Genomic DNA, 19232 nt, shown 5'->3' with positions numbered 1-19232 from the left:
ATAATTTGAAAGACCAATTTAATAAGGAAAAACACAAAATATTTAGAAAATCTTTCTATAATTTTTTTATTTTTTTAATTCGCAATAAAAGAAAACGAAAAAAGTGGAAAAACGAAAAAAAGAGAAATAGAGCTTTAACTGTTGCCTTTCTGCGCAAGAACGAATAGAATTGTCTATGGAATACATTAAAAAAGATAGTGGAGGCTATACATTATGATCAATAAACAAAGTTTGGTTGAACAAGTAGCAGAAAAGACTGGATTGACAAAAAAAGACGCAACATCAGCTGTGGATGCTTTATTTGATGGAATCCAATCATCATTGAAAGCTGGCGAAAAAGTCCAAGTTATCGGCTTTGGTAACTTTGAAGTACGCGAACGTGCTGCCCGTAAAGGCCGCAACCCTCAAACTGGTGAAGAAATCACCATTGCAGCAAGCAAATCACCTGCTTTTAAAGCTGGTAAACAATTAAAAGACGCTGTAAAATAGCAAATACTAACCCGCTCTTTATGAGCGGGTTTTTTTGTGTTTTAAAAGGGTCAAACGATAAAAAAAGGTAAAAAAAAGTTTGTGAATCGAAAATTTCTTGTATCTTTTGAAGAAAAAGAGTATATCTTTAAACAGTGAAAATTTTGGAGGAGAGACATGTTTAATTTTCTGCCACATTCGATTTTACAAATGAGCGCGATCTTTCTATCGATTGTCATCGAGGCGATTCCTTTTGTTCTATTAGGCTGCCTCATCTCAGGAGCGCTGCAGGTCTTTTTAACACCTGAACGGGTAAAAAGAATCCTGCCTAAAAATAGATTTCTAGCAATTCTTGTCGGCTCCTTTTTAGGGTTCTTTTTTCCTTCATGCGAATGCGGGATCGTACCGATCGTTACGCAGTTCATGCGTAAGGGAGTGCCGGAGCATACGGCATTTGCATTTATGGTGACCGCTCCAATTATCAACCCCATCGTTTTATTTTCAACGTATATCGCGTTTGGCAACAGTGTTCGATTTGCCTTATTGAGAGCAATAGGTAGTTTTGTTGTGGCTTTGATTGTGGGCTCATGGATCGCCTATTTCAATCGTTCACCGATTTTGAAGTCAGAGGGGCATATTCACGAGGATCATCAGCACGACCAAGAAGAACCTCCAGCTTTTGGTGGGAAAATTTGGTCCGTCCTCGTTCATGGAATCGATGAATTCTTTGACACGGGACGCTATTTGATTATTGGCGCCTTAATCGCCAGCGGGATGCAGGTCTTTTTGCCTACGCAATTTATGCTGCAGCTGACCTCATCTAAAATCATCGGTATTTTAGTGATGCTGTTTTTGGCCTTTACTATGTCGCTTTGTTCGGAAGCGGATGCCTTTGTCGGCTCATCCTTATTAAGCCTGTTTGGCACCAATGCCATCGTGGGCTTTCTCGTTTTTGGCCCAATGGTGGATATCAAAAACTTGATGATGATGAAGCGCAGTTTTCATGGGAAATTTATTCTGCAATTGATTGCTTTGATCAGTGTGATTGTCACGATTTATGCGCTTGTGATTTAGACTGACAGATTCGCAAATGAACACTATTTTGGACGAATGACACGCAGCAGTGAGATCAAAGGAATACATAAAACAACAAAGGAGCGAAATGATGATACGCTTTCTGATTTTATCTGGCTATTTTGAATGGATGATGTACCTGCAGGTTTCTGGGAAATTAGATCAATACCTCAACGTGCATTATCGCTATTTAATTTTTCTGACGATGTTTTTGTCGCTTTTATTGGCTCTGGTACAGCTGAGAATATGGGCGAGTGGGAAAGAACAACAGCTGGTTCATGAAGGGCACGATCACGGCTTGAATAAACCTTATCAAAGAGGAATGGCTTATTTACTGCTAGTGCTTCCGTTGATTGCAGGTACGCTGTTTCCAACGATTAGCCTAGATACGACGATTGTTGAAGCGAAAGGGTTTAGTTTTCCTATCAGCAAGGAATCCGTGGGGGACCCTGAGATGAACACACAGTATTTGAAGCCTGATACGAGTATTTATTACAATAAAAGCGACTATAATGATCAGATGACGAAGCTGATGAAGAAATACGAGGCTGATCAACAGTTGGTGATTACGGATGAAAATTACTTAGAGGTGATGGAATTAATCTATAATTATCCCAATTCTTTTGTCGGTAAAAAGGTTTCATTTAGCGGCTTCGTATATGAAGCGAATAAGAACAATCAAAAATACGACTTTCTGTTCCGTTTTGGGATCATTCACTGTGTTGCTGATTCTGGCGTGTTTGGCTTGATGACCAAATTGCCGGAGCACTTGACGGTGAAGAACAATCAGTGGCTGCATGTTGAAGGAATACTCACGCTGGATTTCTTTGAGCCTTTTGATCGGCAAATCCCATCAGTTGAAGTCAGCAACGTGCAGACAGTCAGTGCACCAAAAAATCAATACGTCTACCGAGCATTCTAACTACAGAAAAAAGAATAAACAAAGGCCAAACGATCAAATACTTTCATAATTGAAGGTAAAATGGTCGTTTGGCTTTCTTTTTGTAAAGTATTTTTCAAAAAAACTTTTGTTGAACTTCCCAGCGTTTTACAAAATGAATCTTCTATTATGAGGGAGTTTTCTAGTATAATAAAAGGAAAAAGTAGAAGGTACGATAAATGACGAGTAAAATTTTTCTTGTAGAAGACGACATGACGATCGTTTCGGTCATTCAGCAGCATTTGACACAGTGGGGAATGGAATGTGCCGCCGCAACTGATTTTCAGCAGGTTTTTGATGACTATCAAAAGGCGCAGCCGGATTTAGTCATCCTAGATATCTCTTTGCCTTATTTTAATGGTTTTTATTGGTGCCAAGAGATTCGAAAGGTATCTGAGGTGCCGATCATTTTCTTGTCTTCTGCCAAAGATCAAATGAATCAGGTGATGGCTTTGAATATGGGAGCCGATGAGTTCATTGAAAAACCATTTGAGCTGACCATTTTATTAGCAAAGATCCAAGCATTGCTGCGACGCAGTTATCAATACGGACAACAGCTGACATATTCTTTTGACGAGTATCAGTTTGTGCCGGCGATTAATCAAATTCAATCGCCAAAGGATCACTTGCCCTTGACCCCCAATGAATCACGTATCCTGAGTGTCCTCTTTTCCGCGCAGGGGAAAATCGTTCCGCGGGAGCAAATCATTGAGACCTTGTGGCAAAGTGATGATTTTATTGACAACAACACTTTGGCGGTTAATTTGACGCGATTACGCAAGAAGCTGAATGATTTTGGAATCAACAGCTTGATTCAAACGGTCAAAAACAAAGGATACTTAATAGAGGGAAAAAAATGAAGCTGCTAAAAAGTTTTTTTTATGAACGGTGGATCATCTATGGGATGTATATTGTTTTCTGGGGCTTGATCTTTCTAACCTTTTATCTTTATGAGTTAGACTTCGCGCCTTTTTGGGATGGCTGGCTGTTTACAATGTTTATGCTGGTGGTCTATTCCATCGTCTCTTTTTATCGAGCGGCACGCAAGCAAAAGCGGCTGGAGCAATTAATAACGAAGGATTTACAGCTAGGCAGCCTAGTTTTTCTGCCAAAAGCGCAGACCTTGAGCGAGAAGAATTATCAAGAAACGTTACGATTGGTTTTGGAAACTAAAAATCAACAGCAAGAAGCGCTTCAGCAAAAGCAAAAGGACATGCTGAACGACTTTGGACTCTGGCTGCATCAAATCAAGACCCCCGTCGCAGCTTTAGATCTATTGATTCAATCAGGGCAGCTGGAGCCCCGAATGATGAAAAATGAAGTCTTTAAGATCAATGAATACCTGCAGATGATTTTAAATTACATGCGTCAAAATTTAGACCAAGCGGATTTGGTTTTTCAGCAATTATCAATTGAAAAAGTCGTAAAATCAGTTGTTAAAAAATATGCGACCTTTTTCTCCCAAAAGGATCTAAGCCTGCAGCTTGGACAGCTTGAGGGCGTGGTCTATTCGGACAAAAAGTGGCTGATTTTTATTTTAGAGCAGGTCATTTTTAACGCGATCAAATATACTGAAAATGGAACAATCAGCATTTCTTTTGCGGACAATCAGCTAGCGATCCGTGACACGGGGATGGGGATTCAGGCGGAGGACTTACCAAGAGTTTTTGAGAAGGGCTATACCGGGTTAAATGGTCGAGAGCAGCAAAGAGCCAGCGGGCTAGGTCTGTATCTAAGCAAGGAGGCAGCAGCTAAATTAGGCTGCCGCATCTATATTGAATCAAAGGTAAAAAAAGGAACAGCGGTTACCATCGTCTTTCCTGAAGAAATATCAGCGTTTGAATAAATCCAAACTTTCATGATTGTAAGTTTGGATTTCTTTTCGTAAGTAGTGTTTTTAAGGGCGACATTCTATGATGAAGTAGAAGGGCTGACCTAGTTTTTTTTGGTTAGTACCGATTACATCAAGCTGAACAAGGAGGATTTCACAATGAATGAACTATTAAAAGTGGAAAACGTTAAAAAGATTTATCAAACTCAGTTCAAAGGAATGCCTGTAGAAGCATTGCGAGCGATTGATTTTTCTGTTGAAAAGAGTGATTATGTCGCAATCATGGGGGAATCAGGTTCAGGAAAAAGTACCTTGTTAAATCTGATTGCGACATTGGACAAGCCATCTTCGGGAACGATTTTATTAGATGGAATGGACTTGAACATCATTAAGGAAAAAAATGCGGCCGCTTTTCGGCGAGACCATCTTGGGTTTGTCTTTCAGGATTTTAATTTATTGGATACATTTTCAGTTAAGGACAATATTTTATTGCCCTTAGTTTTATCCCGGACACCGGTCAATCAATTAATGAATAGACTTACTCCGGTGGTGCAGGCTTTAGGGATTGAAAAGCTATTAGAAAAATATCCTTACGAATTGTCCGGCGGTCAAAAACAGCGAGTGGCTGTGGCAAGAGCGATCATTACCAACCCAGATTTGCTGTTAGCCGATGAGCCGACAGGGGCGTTGGACTCCAAGACCTCTGAACAGCTGCTGCAAATTTTTCAACGTTTGAATTATAATGGGCAGACGATTTTGATGGTGACCCATAGCTCGATCGCAGCCAGTCATGCGAAACGTGTGCTTTTCATTAAGGATGGCCAGGTTTACCATCAGCTTTATCGAGGGAACAAGGACAACTATGAGTTTTTGGAAACCATCAATGAGACATTGACAGCCTTGCAATCAAAGGAGGCGTAACGGATGTTTTATGGAAAATTAGCTTTTACTAACTTAAGAAAAAATCATCGTGGCTACTTGCCCTTTCTAATTTCGATGTTGTTTTTAGTGGCGATCAATACGATGACACAAATCATTGTGAATAATGAAGGGATGCGCGCATTACCGGGCGGAGCTTCCGCCAGCTCAATGTTTGGTCTGGGCCATATTATCATTATGATTTTTACTGTGATCTTTTCTTTTTATACGAATAGCTTCCTGTTGAAGCAGCGAAAAAGAGAGCTAGGCTTGTACAACATCTTAGGATTAGGCAAGAGCGAGCTTTATCAGCTGTTGATCTGGGAATCGTTTCTCAGTTTTTTATTAGTGGTTATCAGCGGGTTGATTACGGGTCTAGTGCTATCGAAGCTCGCTTTTCTAGTGCTGCATCGAATGATCGGTGTCGGAACGGAGTTTGTCTTTAAAATTATGCCTGAAAGCTTAGGCTTCGTTACTATGCTGTTTGCCGGAATCTTCTTCTTGCTATTTTTAATCAACTGTCTGCAAATTAAACGAACAAAGCCTATCACCCTTTTACAAGGCGCCAAAAAAGGGGAGCAGGAACCGAAAGCACGTTGGTTATTAGCAATCATAGGGCTAGTATGTATCGTCAGTGCCTATTGGATCGCTGTAACGATTGAATCGCCATTGAATGCATTGAACTTGTTTTTTGTAGCCGTTGTTTTAGTCATTTTCGGCACCTATTTCTTATTTACGGCTGGAAGTATTGCCTTGCTGAAGCTGTTAAAAAGGAATCCGCGTTTTTATTACAAAACGAACCATTTCATTTCAGTCTCAAGCATGATGTATCGAATGAAGCAAAATGCGGCGGGGTTAGCCAGTATTTGTATTCTATCGACAATGGTCTTAGTTACTGTAGCCACAACGGCAAGTCTTTATCTCGGAAAGAAGGACGTTGAGGAGTCACGTTATCCACGAGATGTCGCGATTACAACGAACCATCAGCCCGAACAGGTTAAAAAAATCATCAGCAAGGTCAGTGCAGAGAAGCAAGCGCCGATTTTTGACCAGGTGTATTTGACCTCGACACAAAGCATCATGTTTTCTCCCAAAGCAGATTCTTATAGCTACTTGAATTTGAACGATTACTATAGTTCAAAAGCATCTACCGCTGTCATGATGCTCTTTATGACCGCACAGGAATATGAAAAGCATACGAAGGAAAAGCCGGAGCTGAAGGAGGATGAGATTTATTTCTATCCTGTTAGCGGCGATCACCAATCAGATAAATTAACATTCAAAAATCAGAGCTTTCAAATCAAAAAGCGAATCCATCAGTTCCCAGGAATCAATCAACAGGTTGAATTGACCGATTCCTTTGTGGTAGTGATGGCAAATCAACAGGTTATTGATCGCTGCTTGAAAAGCTGGATTCCCCAAAAAGCGGAAAAGAAGGAACACAATCCTAAGTACAGCTTTTTATTCAATATTGATTTAAAAGGGGAAAAGAAGCGGATAGACTTTGCGCAAGCGTTGCGACACGAAATGCAGCAGACTTTAGGAGAAGGCCAGTACACTTTCGATGACAAAGCGACCTTTGTATCTGAGAACCGATTAATCACCGCCGGCTTTATGTTTTTAGGGATCACATTTGGTGCGACCTTCATTTTGGCGACAGCCTTGATCATTTACTATAAACAAATCTCTGAGGGGATGGATGATCGTGAGCGCTTTGAAATCTTACAAAAGGTGGGAATGGGGCACAAGGAGGTCAAAAAGGTTATTCGTAGTCAAGTATCAATGGTCTTTTCTTTCCCATTGGTAATCGCAGTTATCCATTTGGCATTTGCTTTTCCACTTATTCGAAAGCTGCTTGTTCTATTTGGTTTGGTAAATTGGCAGCTGTTCCTGCTTATTTGCGGGATCGTGACCGTCATCTTTGCCCTACTATATTTTATCGTCTATCGGCTGACGGCCCGAACCTACTATCAATTAGTTGAACGAAAAAGCTAAAAAAGCATTGGTCGTTTTTGCTGCGCTACCTTTATATAGAAGGAGCGCGGCATTCGACTAATGCTTTTTCGCTATAATAAATAGGTTCGATCAAAGATAATGCTTAATTTTGCCGGCTCACTTTGAGTAATAAAGCGACTACTGATTTGATCCTGCAATTGCGAGTTTGTGACCTTTTTTAAATCCTCAGGCACGACCAAATCGAAATAAATCGTTTCTGGTGTAGTGTTTTTATCTACACGCAAATCATGAAACCGCAGCTGTTGGTGGATGTCCTTCAAAATTTTCTTTAACTCAGGAGCGATTCGTTTGAAATCGGGATCATCGATCGGATAAGGGTCTAAATGACAAACCAGATCGACGCCTAGATTCTGTTTTACATCGTATTCGATCGTGTCAATCACTTCATGGGCGTGAGACAGGCTCCAATCTTGATTGACTTCAATATGAACAGAAGCAAAAACACTATTTGGTCCATAGCTATGAATCAACAGATCATGGTAGCCGATGATGTCTGGATAGTTATCCAAATGCTTGCGAATCGCTAAAACCTCTTCCTCACGCGGACGAACGCCCATCAAATCATTGATGAAACCCATAATCATTTTGATCCCTGAATAAATGATGTACAAAGCGATCAGAAAGCCGATATAGCCGTCGATACGCCAGCCGCTGAACCATTCGATAACGGCAGAAATCAAAACCGCGATGGTCGTATAGACATCGTTGATACTGTCTTGGGCGGTGGCCTTTAGGGTATCAGAATTGATTTCGCGACTCAATCTGCGATACATAAAGGATTGCCAGAACTTCATTAAAATCGATAAGACCAAAACGATGTAGACAATTGGAGAAAGCAGCACACTGCTAGGATGCAGAATTTTAACAAAAGAGCTGTCTAAAAAACGAAACCCGACATAGGTCACTAAAATGGAGATGACGAAGCCGCTGATATATTCAAAGCGTTCATGACCGTAAGGATGATCCTCATCGGCTGGCTTGCCAGCAATTTTAAAGCCGGCAAGGGTAATAAAGGAAGAAGCCGTATCGGATAAGTTATTCATTGCATCCGCCATAATCGAGACACTTCCTGAAAGTGAACCAATAAAAAATTTGGCGAGAAAGAGGACAAGGTTTGAGATCAACCCTAAGACTCCCGCCAAGATTCCAACACTGGTTCGCTTGTTTCCCTTCGAACGTTCTGTAATTTTATTTATTAAAAGTGTTAGCATAATAAATCATCCTTATCATTCAATTACTATTAGTATAACTGAAATGACAAACAATAAGAAGTCAAATCCACTGTCTCAGATAAAAGGTAAACCCTAAATATAAAAGGTTTACTTTAAAACGATGGAGCTTCTTTTAGTTTTTTTAATAGAAAATTTCCGGATATCTCAGCCGATTAAAATGAAAACCCTTTATAATAGGAAGAGTAAAGGGATTGAATAATGGAGGTATGATTATGAAAAATCAGGTAGATATAACACTATGGAAGATTCAAACGAGTAATGTAGTCACAGCATTAGAAGATTTCATTGAAGATTGGAAAGTATCCCATAATAGTGATCTCGATGAATACCTGCGCAGCTATCCAGGGTATTTTAAGAGTGATGAGCCTACACGTGAAGCGATTCGTCTTGTTTTGGGATACGCCAAAGAGCTGATGGATGGGAAACGGGACAGTGTTGGTTTTTATGAAAATAAGATTTGGCGCACAGAAAACGGCGAAAGCGTCCGAATGACGCATTTTCACGAACGTGCCATTTCAAAATTGATGCAAAAAATCGTTAAAGAGAAGGTTTAGCAGTCAAAAGGAACAAAAAGCGGTTGTTTGGCTCCAATTTATTTAATAATATAGAAGCTTTTAAATACGAAAAGACTCGAATAGTCAGTGAATCGCTGATTATTCGAGTCTTTTTTACTTTATTGCGTATGTTTACTTATAAAAATATTTATTTTAGACAACTAATTCATTTCGCTTTTTTAATATTGTGTTAAATAAATTGATTATTGTTAGGGAAAGGAGAAGGCTCTTTTGAATTGCTATTTTATATTTTTTGTTTCATATTTAAGGTAACTGTTGATTTATCAGTGATTAAAAAAGACAAAACAAGCCTAAATCAATAAATTCAATTTTTGTGTATTACTAATTTAGAAGATTTTATGAACAATGATCAACTCCTTAGACAGGCATTTAAATTAATGATATTATAGTAAGTAATTAAGGAAAATAATTATATATGCACGTATATTTAATTTGGAAATGAGGTATAGATGTGAAGTACAATAAGATTGTGAGTTTACTAGCATTGGGAACATTGTTTGGCCCAACTATTTTATCTTCACAACAAGCGCTTGCTGAAGAAAGTGGAACAGTGGCCAGCGATCCTGCTACGACTTCATCAAATCAACAATCGACCGAAAGTTCAACTCCAGGAAGTACAGAAAGTTCTGAAGCACCAGCTCCTGAACCTGAACCGACCCAATACAATTTATTAGCCAATGGCAATCCAATGGCTAATAATACGTTTAGTGATGCGAATGGCGCACAGATTGCTTTTCAATATACATCCGATAAAGGATTGATCGCTAACACTGTCGTTCATTACTCAGTGACATTGCCTGAAGGTGTCAAGGTAAAAGAAGTTAAGGCAGTCAACGCAGCAACAGGAGCAGTAATTTTATCAAGCGCTGAGGTTAACGGCATATTTACGATGCCGGATTCAGATGTGTCTATCCAACTAGAAACAGTGAAGGAAGAGAAACCAACGCCTACACCAACGCCGAAGCCAGAAGAAAAACCTGGTGGCAATGCAGGTAATAGCAATAATCAAAATAATACGAACAACGAAAAGCCTGCCAATAATTCAAACAAACAAAATACACAAAAACCAGCTGTGAATACACCATCAGCGAATCAAGAGCAGGCAGCAGCGAATCGTCAGCCTGAAGCGGATGGAGCAGCTTCCGATGTTCGTGTCCCTTCTAATCAAGCGGCACCAACCTTTAGTAATGAGGTGCAAACGGCGATCGTCCAAGAAGCCTACCGTCATCTTGGAAAACCTTATGTTTGGGGAGCTAAGGGACCAAATGCATTTGACTGTTCTGGCTTAGCCTATGTAGTTTATGCGAATGCAACTGGCCATAATATCGGCGGCTGGACAGGGGATCAGCAATATGCTGGAACGCAGATCCCAGTTAGCGAAGCGCAGCCAGGGGATCTATTATTCTGGGGAGCACCAACGAGTGTCACAACACACGTGGCTATTTACATCGGCAATGGTCAATATATCCATGCGCCGCAGCCAGGGGATGTAGTGAAAATCGGCAGTATCAGCGCGTTTGCGCCAACCTTTGCAGTTCGTGTGAACATCGCCGGCTTACCAAAAGCAACAGGTTCATTGTCGAACGCTTTTGGAGAATACAGCCCGAACCAGCCATTTATTTTCAACAAGAATCAAACAACAGATCAATTTATTAAAAAAATTGGCGAAACTTCCCGTGAAATTGGACAGAAGAATGGCATTTACTCCTCTGTTATGATCGCACAAGCGATTTTAGAAAGCGGATCGGGGAATAGTTCATTAGCCAGTGAACCCAACTACAACTTGTTTGGGATCAAAGGGAAATACAAGGATCAAGGTGTCACCTTCCAAACGTTAGAACAGGATAATGTCGGTGCAAGCTTCCAGATTACCTCTGAGTTTAGGAAATATCCTTCCTATAAGGAGTCGTTAGAAGATTATGCGAAATTAATTAAAAAAGGCATCTCAGGCAACAATGATTTCTACAAAGCCACTTGGAAAGATCAAACGGAATCTTACAAGGATGCCACCAAACATCTTCAAGGACGCTATGCGACAGATAAGCAATACGCAGAAAAATTGAACGCGATCATCAGTGCCTATGAATTAACTGAGTTCGATCATGCGAAAGAGACCAAAGAGAAAGCTACCGGGCCTGAAATCAAAGCAACAAAAGCGAAGATTGATGTGAACGATCAGGTACAAGCAAAATTGATTGCAAGTATTCTCAATAGTCCGCGTATTCCACAAGTGATGTCGACGAAGCATTTTGTTAATCTTTTCCGCAGTGAGAGCTTGATCGCTTTAGCGGCAACAGCTTTACCTGTGAAGAATACGTTAAATGAAGCGTTGCCTACCACTTCTTCAATTTATGTCACTTTGAGCAACGGCTTATTGGCGATTATTCCGCCGATGAAGTAATAGTTCAATCAGCGAAAGCTGTCGAGTGAAAACTTGGCAGCTTTTTTCTCTTTTAAAAAGGAGCAATTTGTGTGAAAATGGAATCGTATTCATTTTGCTGAGGGCACGAATATCAGCAGAGATAGAAAAGAAAAATTTCACAATCTCTTAGATTTCGTGAAATTTTACTAGAAATGAAAAAGAGTCAAAATGAGGCAGAAAAGAGCGGATTTTTGTTTTTTTAAAACGGGAGAGATGACAATGAAACGAAAACAGGACAGCTTGATAACAAAGCAGCGGCTGTTAGAAACGGCATTTCAAAATTTTTATGAAGTGGGTTTCGAAAATACTTCTTTAGACAAAATATCAAAGGATGCGAATGTTAGCCGTGGAGCGGCGTACTGGCATTTTAAAAATAAGTCGGAGATATTCGGTGAGGTTGTGCGTATGACAATCGATAAAATCAAGGCGGAAAAACGAGCAATCATGCTTGATGAAAGCCTGAGCTTTGAAGAGAAGGTCGTGCAAATACTGGTGGTTCCGTCTCAAAACCTAGAAGGCTTTAAGTTTATGCAGCAGTCATTAAAAACGTTAGAGGTCTATCCGGAATTCGCTGAGCTGCTGGAAACTTTTCGTGAAACACGCGGACGATTATATGAATTTTTCTTAGAAGGCTTGAGAAAAGAAGGATTAAATGAGAATGACGCTTCTGCGATTTCAAGTATGCTTTACAATTATTTTGAGGGAATGTACGGTTCGGGAACACCGGATGAGGTTACAAAAAATTACACGCCGGAGGGCATCAGACGAAGTATTTCGATTATTTTTACAAATCTTTAAAAAAAAGAGGAACTTGTTCGCAGCAACCTTTTGCGAGCAAGTTCCTTTTTTCACGAAATTGACAGCGCTTTCATAAGTTGGGTATATTGAAGTTGCAATATACATACACCGATGTATGTAAAAATGAAAGGAGCTTGAGAAAATGACGATTGAAGAAATGGTACAACAGGCACGTGTTGCGATGGAGGAGATTAGCGGTTACGATCAGGCACAAGTAGATAAGATGCTTTATACGATTTCAAAAGCAGTTTTTGAGCAAGCTGAGCCATTAGCAAAGTTGGCGATTGAAGAAACTCGTTTGGGACGTTTGGATCATAAAATCGGTAAAAATCAGGGGATGGCCACGAATATTTTTGCTAGTTTGAAGGACAAGCCGTCCGTTGGGGTAATTAAGGAAATTCCTGAGGAAGGTCTGATTGAGATTGCTCATCCACGAGGGGTCATCGGGTCTGTAACACCAACGACTAATCCGACGATCACACCGTTGGGCAATGGGTTAATGGCATTGAAAGGTAAAAACGCCATGATCGTTTCTCCTCACCCTCGTTCAAAGAAGACGACGAAAGAAACGATTGAATTGATGCGTGAAGCACTTGTCAGTGTTGGGGCACCACGAGATCTGCTCCAGGTGATTGAAGAGCCAAGTATTGAATTGTCACAAGAATTAATGAAATCTGTCGACTTGATCGTAGCGACCGGTGGTCCGGGCTTGGTGAAATCGGCTTATTCTAGCGGACATCCGGCTTATGGCGTAGGACCAGGCAATGTTCAAGCCATTTTAGACCGAGATTTTGACGTAGAAGCAGCAGCTGAGTTATCAGTCATTGGCCGTTCCTTTGATAATGGGATCGTTTGTGCTTGTCAGCAAAGTCTCTTTTATCCAGTAGAGAAAGAAACGGAGGTTTTTGAAGCTTTACGTGCCAAACAAGCGGCGGTTATTACAGAGGAATCAGAATTAGCTAAATTGCGAGAAACGCTGTTTATTGATGGAAAAGCCAATCCAGAAATGATCGGTCAGGATCCGAAAGTGATCGCTGATGCGGCAGGTGTTGAGCTGCCAGCTGACAGCCAAATTATTGCGGTAAAAGTCGAAGCAGTTGGTAAGGAAGAGTTGTTCTGTAAGGAGAAAATGGCCCCTGTTTTGGCGCTGAAAAGCTATGACAAGTTTGAGGAGGCGGTGGCCTTTGCACGGGAAAACCTCTTATTAGAAGGCGCGGGTCATTCGGCAGGGCTGTTCAGTCATACAAAAGAGCATCAAGTATATGCAGGTGAGGTATTACCAGTCAGTCGTTTAGTCGTGAATCAACCAACAATTGATGCCGGCGGCTCTCCAGCCAATGGACTGAATCCAACGGTTTCGCTGGGCTGCGGTTCTTGGGGAAATAATATTATTTCGGAAAACCTGACCTACACTCATTTGATCAACATTTCGCGCATTGCACAGCCGATTCCACCAAAACATGACGGCAATCCATGGGATTAGGTGATGGCTATGCAAAAATTTGATGAGCTGCTGGCTAATTTTTCAAGTGACAAAAAAATTCGTATTGGTGTCGTTTGTGCGAACGATGAAGTGACGATTCAATCCGTTTTTAACGAAAAAGTCAGAGATTATTTAGAACCGATTTTAATTGGCGACGAGGAAAAAATAAGCGGGATTTTAGCACAGCTGGGGCTGTCTGCGCGAATTGTTTCCGCAGATACCGAAGAAACGTGTGCGGCAATTGGTGTAGAAATGGTTCATAAAAAAGAGATTGATTTCTTGATGAAGGGACATATCCAAACACGTACTTTCTTAAAAGCAGTGGTAGATCGTGAGAAGGGCATCGCAACGAGCGCTTTATTAAGCCATGTGGCATTAAATGAGATTCCAAGCTATCACAAGCTATTGTTGACGACTGACGGGGGAATGGTCACCGCACCAAGCAAAGCGGATAAGAAAATTTTGATTCAGCATGGAATCGAAGTGATGAATAAAATTGGGATCAAAAAGCCAAAGGTCGGCTTATTAGCCGCCGCAGAAAAGGTCAATCCTAAGATTGCATCGACGATAGAAGCAGAAGAAATTATGAATGAGCTGCAGGCGGAAGCCCCAGACAGCTGTTGGATCGATGGACCGATTTCTTTAGATCTTTCGCTAAGCAAGGAGGTAGCTGAAATCAAGCACTACGATAGTCCGGTGGCTGGTGATGCTGATATCGTTGTAGGGCCAGATATTACCACAATGAATGTGTTAGGCAAAAGCTTGACGATTTTGGCCGGTGCTAAGATGGCGGGCTTGATCATGGGGGCAAGTGTGCCGATCGTTATGGTTTCTCGCGGGTCGACGGAAGAGGAAAAGGCCTATTCGATAGTAGTCGCCATGTATTGCAGCAAGAGGGGATAGCAGATGAAAATTTTAGCAATTAACCCGGGGTCGACATCGACCAAGGTTTCCTATTATGTAGATGGAGAGATCATCAAGGAACAGGGAATCTCTCACTCAACAGAAGAATTACGGAAGTTTCAAAATGTCGTGGATCAAATGGAATTTCGGCGGGACATCTTATTAGCATTTATGAAAGAAGAAGGGATTGATCCTAAGGAGTTGGACGCTGTGGCTGGGCGCGGCGGCAGCCTGCCCCCCGTTTCGTCTGGAGCCTATGAGGTCAACGACGAAATGATCGATTATTTGAAAAACATCACACAAATCGAGCATCCTTCGAATTTAGGAGCCATTTTGGCCAATGAGATCAAGGAGCAGGGCAGTGAGAAAACGATCGCCTTGATTTATGATCCGGTGTCGGTGGACGAGTTTGAAGACGTAGCCCGTATCTCAGGTCTAAAAGGGATTGAACGCAAAAGTGTCGGCCATGCCTTAAATATGCGGGCAGTGGCAATGAAGGTTGCTCGGGAAGAAGGACTGGAGTATCAAAACGCAACATTCATCGTAGCTCACCTGGGCGGCGGAAATACGATCAGTATCCATCATAATGGCAAGATGAGTGACTTGATCTCTGATGATGAAGGGCCGTTTTCGACTGAACGAACTGGCGGCCTGCCGTTGAAATATTTGATGCCGATGTGCTATGAGCATTCATTGAAAGAAATGCTGCGGATTTATAAGCGAGAAGGCGGATTAAAATCTTATGCAGGTACAAGTAACGCCAAAAAAATCGAAGAACGCATAGTCGCAGGTGATAAGGAATTAAAAACAGTCTACGACGGCTACATTTACCAAATTGCTAAAGGAATCGGAAGTCTTGCTACAGTAGCAAATGGAGCTGTAGACTGCATCGTACTGACTGGCGGTGTAGCGTACTCGCAAATGGTCGTATCGGAATTGAAGAAGCGGGTTAGCTTTATCGCGCCAATCGTTGCTGTGCCTGGCGAACACGAGATGATCGCTCTGTCGAAAGGGGCAGAACGGGTAGTGCTGGGAGAAGAAGAAATGAAAGCGTTTCAATATCGGTAAAAATACCTCAAATTAAGAAAGGAGTAACACGAATGAAAGTCAAAGCGGCATTAGTAAAGGAAAAAGGAGCGCCATATGAAATCACCGAATTAGAATTAGCGGAGGTCGGCTCAAAGGATGTCTTGGTAAAAGTTGTGGCATCCGGGTTATGCCGTTCCGATTATGGTGAAAGAAATGGCAACAGTATTAATTTTCCCAACGTTTTAGGTCATGAAGGTGCGGGAATCGTTGAAAGAATCGGAAATGCAGTCACATCAGTGGAACCTGGCGATCATGTGATTTTATCCTATGCTTATTGCGGAGAATGTAAACATTGCGCGGAAGGTCATCCATCGTCTTGTGAAAAATGGTTTACTGTCAATAATTTAGGGAAAAACCCGCGGGGAGAATTTATTCTGCATACGGAGGATGGCACGGAGGTCAATAACTTCTTTAACCAATCTTCCTTCTCGACCTACAGCTTGACAGAAGAATCAAATGTCGTAAAAGTCGATAAGGACGTGGACTTGCGTTTGCTTGGACCATTAGGTTGTGGACTTGGAACAGGAAGCGGAGCGGTTTTGAGCGTCCTTCAGCCAAAAGTTGGTGAAGGAATCGCTGTTTTCGGAACTGGCGCAGTAGGCTTCTCTGCAGTCATGGCGGCAAAAATCGCCGGCTGCTATCCAATTGTTGCGATCGACATCAATGACCAGCGGTTAGCTAAAGCAAAGGAATTAGGCGCAAGTCATATCTTTAACAGCAAGGAAGACGATCCAGAGAAATTTATCAAGGACTTGACGGATGGTCGAGGGCTAGATTATGTCATTGATTCAACGGGAGTCGGACCTGTAATGACGAAAGCCCTTCATTCTGTTAGTAATTCTGGGACTTTTGTACCGTTGGCAGTAACTCAGAAAAACTTCGAAGTAAATACCTTCTTCGATTTAGTTTTTGGCAATAAAAAAGTGCGGGGGGTACTGATTGGAGATACCATCGCAAAATACCATTTGCCAAACTTAATTGAGTTTTACAAACGCGGGGAGTTCCCATTTGATCAATTTATCAAATACTATGATTTTGAAAATATCAATCAGGCAGAAGCAGATTCCATCAGCGGCGAGGTCATTAAGGCTGTTGTGGTCATGGATAAAGAGTATCAGCCACCCAAATGATAGGAGGGGGATAAGATGAAAAAAGGGGACATTGTTTGGGGTCTTCTGCTGGCAGGATTATTGGTCCTATTTGTGATCCCAGCTACCAGAGATCCAATACTAGCGGCAAGCGGTGCCCATCCCTATATCGGCGGCTTCATCCAATTTGGGATTTTAGCCACGATGGGTGATTTATTCGGTAAACGTATCGTAGCTGGTGAGTATCAGTTCTCATCTCAAGTCCTTCTCCGAGCAGTCGTTTGGGGCATTATCGGCTGCATGGTGACACTTGTTTTTCCAGTCTTTATGGGCGGCGCCGGCTTAGCACAGGCAGGAAAGCTGCTGCCGTTTGCTGGGGTATCATTTGCCCAAGCCTTTTGTGGAAGCAGCATTATGAACCTGACCTTTGCACCAGCGATGAATACGTTTCATCGAATCATGGAGCTGTGGATCGAAACCTCCGCAGCAAAGGAACCGGTGACTTTAAAGGGATTGATTGGCAAAATTGACTGGGCCACCTTTGTTACCTTCAACTGGTTGAAGGTAGGCATTTGTTTTTGGATTCCCGTCCACACGATCGTTTTTCTCTTACCTGAGAATATTCGCGTGGTCGTGGCAGCCTTCAGTTCGATCGCATTAGGGATTATCCTTTCCTTTGCTTCGAAAAAAGGCAGCAGTACCGCCAAAATGACAGAGAAGGAAGCTGTTTAATCCGTCTTCTGCAAAGAGGTGATTTAACGTCTTTTTGAAAAAAACTTAACGAAATGAAAGCCAAACGCTTAGTTTACGATCGATTAGGATAGTAAATAGGGATTTGGCTTTTCATTTGTTCTGAGTGCTGGCTTGGCGGAGAAGTTGGTTTGTATTTTCTTAGTAAGAGTACGCTCATCTGCTTTTTAGTTAAATCGTTCTGTGCTATTTTAATAGTAAGAGATGGCGGGGAAGTAAAATGCGTGTAATGGTCGGTTGGCATTTCTGTATTAGCGAAAGAAAGGGGCAATAAAATGTACGAAATCAAAGACTTAACAGGTGTAGCGTTCCATAAGATTGCTGAATGTATGCGGGCAGCGTTTTCTGATTATTATGTGAAAATGGAGTTGAGCGATGATGCGTTGTATCACCGTTTCCATAGTGAGAATGTGCGCTATGATTTATCCTGCGGGGTCTTTGTCGGGGATGAATTAGTAGCAGTTTTGCTAAACGCAGTCGGGCAGTATAATAATGAGCAGGTCGCGTTTGATGCAGCGACGGGAGTGGTTCCAGCACATCGCCGAAAAGGACTTTATTCCAAGATGATGGATTTTTGTATGGTGTTATTAAAGCAACACGATTTTGCCTACTACGGGCTAGAGGTGATTCAAACGAATGCACCTGCAGTCGCCACCTATCAAAAAATGGGACTAAAGATTATGAAAGAGTATGCTTGTTTCCGTGGAAATGCAAAAGAAACAGCGACAGGAACCGAGGATTTCCAAGAATTGGCGATCAATGATTTTCCTTTAGAAACATTGTCGCCATTGATGCACGATGCCCCTTCTTTTGAAAATCGAACAGAAATTCTACAAGCCTTCCCAGAGGATTATAGGATTATGTTCACAGGGATGCCGAAGCAATGCGCCGCATTTATTATTTATCAAAAAGAGAATGGTCACGTGAAGCAGTGGGGCAGGCGTGAAGGGCATGTATCGGAATTGGGCCAGTTGATGGTCAATCTAAGTGGGCGTTTTCAAGATGTTCGCTTACACAATATTAATTTTACTGATCAAGAGTGGATTCTTACGTTGGAGGAACTAGGCTTTGATCATTTTTGTGATCAATACGAAATGAAACTGGATTGTTAAAAAATGAAACCCTGCTAAAAGACAAGGCGCTCTTTTAGCAGGGTTATTTTTATGGATTAATATGAAGCTCCATCTCCGGAGCATTGACGATGGTATCTTTGACTGGGCAAGTTCTTTCAACGAAGGCGACCAGCTCCGCGATCTCTTCCTCGCTATTGTCTGCTTCGATGTAGTAGTTCGTGATGATTTTCGAGAAGCCGACTTTTACATCGGGCTTGCCCTTCAGCCGATCTGAATCGATCTCACCCAATATTTCTACACGCATAGATTTCAGATTGATGTGTTTTGCTTGATAGAAAAAACGGACGACCATCATTTTGCAGGCTCCTAATGAGCAAAGCAGGGCTTCTAGCGGGTTCATCGCTTCGTTGCTTCCCCCTACATTTTCTGGTTCATCGATCAAAAATTCAAACCCGCGCGCAGAGCATTTCAGCTGCAAACCGCCTAAAGAGGCTACTTCTGCTTTCAAAATTTGCTTGGACATAAAAATCCCTCCCAATCGTTTCTTCCATCATACGATTTTTACTCAGAAA

General features: G+C 41.7%; 18 protein-coding genes. 16 read left to right on the top strand and 2 right to left on the bottom strand.

Translation table 11 applies throughout. From position 1 onward, the window contains the following. Nucleotides 1-213: 213 nt before the first annotated feature. The 7 genes from JZO85_RS09665 to JZO85_RS09635 all read left to right on the top strand — a co-directional run bounded on the left by JZO85_RS09665 (nucleotide 214) and on the right by JZO85_RS09635 (nucleotide 7226). The gene (locus JZO85_RS09665) at nucleotides 214-489 is read left to right on the top strand and encodes an HU family DNA-binding protein (protein ID WP_207108303.1); all 276 of its coding nucleotides are present in this window, start codon (nucleotides 214-216) and stop codon (nucleotides 487-489) included. A gap of 156 nt (nucleotides 490-645) precedes the next feature. Then, entirely contained in the window at nucleotides 646-1542 is an 897-nt protein-coding gene (locus tag JZO85_RS09660; RefSeq protein ID WP_207108302.1) for a permease, read from the top strand. A 91-nt stretch (nucleotides 1543-1633) separates the two neighbouring features. Next, nucleotides 1634-2464 carry a TIGR03943 family putative permease subunit gene (locus JZO85_RS09655; RefSeq protein WP_207108323.1) on the top strand — a complete coding sequence of 277 codons (831 nt, stop codon included), beginning with the start codon at nucleotides 1634-1636 and terminating at the stop codon, nucleotides 2462-2464. A 197-nt stretch (nucleotides 2465-2661) separates the two neighbouring features. Then, nucleotides 2662-3342, top strand: a complete 681-nt coding sequence (locus JZO85_RS09650; RefSeq protein ID WP_207108301.1) for a response regulator transcription factor — start codon at nucleotides 2662-2664, stop codon at nucleotides 3340-3342. Further along, nucleotides 3339-4328: a sensor histidine kinase gene (locus JZO85_RS09645; RefSeq protein ID WP_207108300.1), complete on the top strand. Its 990-nt coding sequence runs from the start codon at nucleotides 3339-3341 to the stop codon at nucleotides 4326-4328. The genes JZO85_RS09650 and JZO85_RS09645 overlap by 4 nt, the downstream gene beginning before the upstream one ends. 144 nt (nucleotides 4329-4472) lie before the next feature. Then, nucleotides 4473-5234: an ABC transporter ATP-binding protein gene (locus JZO85_RS09640; protein WP_207108299.1), complete on the top strand. Its 762-nt coding sequence runs from the start codon at nucleotides 4473-4475 to the stop codon at nucleotides 5232-5234. A 3-nt stretch (nucleotides 5235-5237) separates the two neighbouring features. Beyond that, entirely contained in the window at nucleotides 5238-7226 is a 1989-nt protein-coding gene (locus JZO85_RS09635) for an ABC transporter permease (protein ID WP_207108298.1), read from the top strand. 71 nt (nucleotides 7227-7297) lie between these two features. On the opposite strand, the gene JZO85_RS09630 is transcribed toward JZO85_RS09635, so the two are convergent. Then, nucleotides 7298-8458: a cation diffusion facilitator family transporter gene (locus JZO85_RS09630; protein WP_207108297.1), complete on the bottom strand. Its 1161-nt coding sequence runs from the start codon at nucleotides 8456-8458 to the stop codon at nucleotides 7298-7300. 233 nt (nucleotides 8459-8691) lie between these two features. Here JZO85_RS09630 and JZO85_RS09625 point away from each other — a divergent pair, with 233 nt between their 5' ends. The 9 genes from JZO85_RS09625 (at nucleotide 8692) to JZO85_RS09585 (ending at nucleotide 18699) form a co-directional block, all read left to right on the top strand. Beyond that, the gene (locus JZO85_RS09625; RefSeq protein WP_207108296.1) at nucleotides 8692-9033 is read left to right on the top strand and encodes a DMT family transporter; all 342 of its coding nucleotides are present in this window, start codon (nucleotides 8692-8694) and stop codon (nucleotides 9031-9033) included. Between the two features lie 472 nt (nucleotides 9034-9505). Continuing rightward, complete coding sequence (locus JZO85_RS09620; RefSeq protein WP_207108295.1) at nucleotides 9506-11455, top strand: glucosaminidase domain-containing protein; 1950 nt, start codon at nucleotides 9506-9508, stop codon at nucleotides 11453-11455. A gap of 240 nt (nucleotides 11456-11695) precedes the next feature. Next, complete coding sequence (locus JZO85_RS09615) at nucleotides 11696-12274, top strand: TetR/AcrR family transcriptional regulator (protein WP_207108294.1); 579 nt, start codon at nucleotides 11696-11698, stop codon at nucleotides 12272-12274. A gap of 142 nt (nucleotides 12275-12416) precedes the next feature. Next, on the top strand, nucleotides 12417-13757 hold the full coding sequence (locus JZO85_RS09610) for an aldehyde dehydrogenase family protein (RefSeq protein WP_207108293.1): 1341 nt from the start codon (nucleotides 12417-12419) through the stop codon (nucleotides 13755-13757). A 9-nt stretch (nucleotides 13758-13766) separates the two neighbouring features. Then, the gene (locus JZO85_RS09605) at nucleotides 13767-14660 is read left to right on the top strand and encodes a phosphate acyltransferase (RefSeq protein ID WP_207108292.1); all 894 of its coding nucleotides are present in this window, start codon (nucleotides 13767-13769) and stop codon (nucleotides 14658-14660) included. A 3-nt stretch (nucleotides 14661-14663) separates the two neighbouring features. Further along, nucleotides 14664-15728, top strand: a complete 1065-nt coding sequence (gene buk, locus JZO85_RS09600) for a butyrate kinase (RefSeq protein ID WP_207108291.1) — start codon at nucleotides 14664-14666, stop codon at nucleotides 15726-15728. A 32-nt stretch (nucleotides 15729-15760) separates the two neighbouring features. After that, the gene (locus JZO85_RS09595) at nucleotides 15761-16879 is read left to right on the top strand and encodes an NAD(P)-dependent alcohol dehydrogenase (protein ID WP_207108290.1); all 1119 of its coding nucleotides are present in this window, start codon (nucleotides 15761-15763) and stop codon (nucleotides 16877-16879) included. Nucleotides 16880-16894: 15 nt separating this feature from the next. Continuing rightward, nucleotides 16895-17569 carry a hypothetical protein gene (locus tag JZO85_RS09590; RefSeq protein ID WP_207108289.1) on the top strand — a complete coding sequence of 225 codons (675 nt, stop codon included), beginning with the start codon at nucleotides 16895-16897 and terminating at the stop codon, nucleotides 17567-17569. Between the two features lie 293 nt (nucleotides 17570-17862). Continuing rightward, nucleotides 17863-18699 carry a GNAT family N-acetyltransferase gene (locus JZO85_RS09585; protein ID WP_207108288.1) on the top strand — a complete coding sequence of 279 codons (837 nt, stop codon included), beginning with the start codon at nucleotides 17863-17865 and terminating at the stop codon, nucleotides 18697-18699. 49 nt (nucleotides 18700-18748) lie between these two features. On the opposite strand, the gene JZO85_RS09580 is transcribed toward JZO85_RS09585, so the two are convergent. After that, nucleotides 18749-19183: an OsmC family protein gene (locus tag JZO85_RS09580; RefSeq protein ID WP_207108287.1), complete on the bottom strand. Its 435-nt coding sequence runs from the start codon at nucleotides 19181-19183 to the stop codon at nucleotides 18749-18751. Nucleotides 19184-19232 lie beyond the last annotated feature (49 nt).

The sequence above is a fragment of the Candidatus Enterococcus murrayae genome (genome assembly GCF_017315985.1).
Classification (GTDB): domain Bacteria; phylum Bacillota; class Bacilli; order Lactobacillales; family Enterococcaceae; genus Enterococcus_A; species Enterococcus_A murrayae.
Note: the sequence above shows the minus strand (reverse complement) of the source record. Positions and strands in the feature narration are given on the sequence as shown.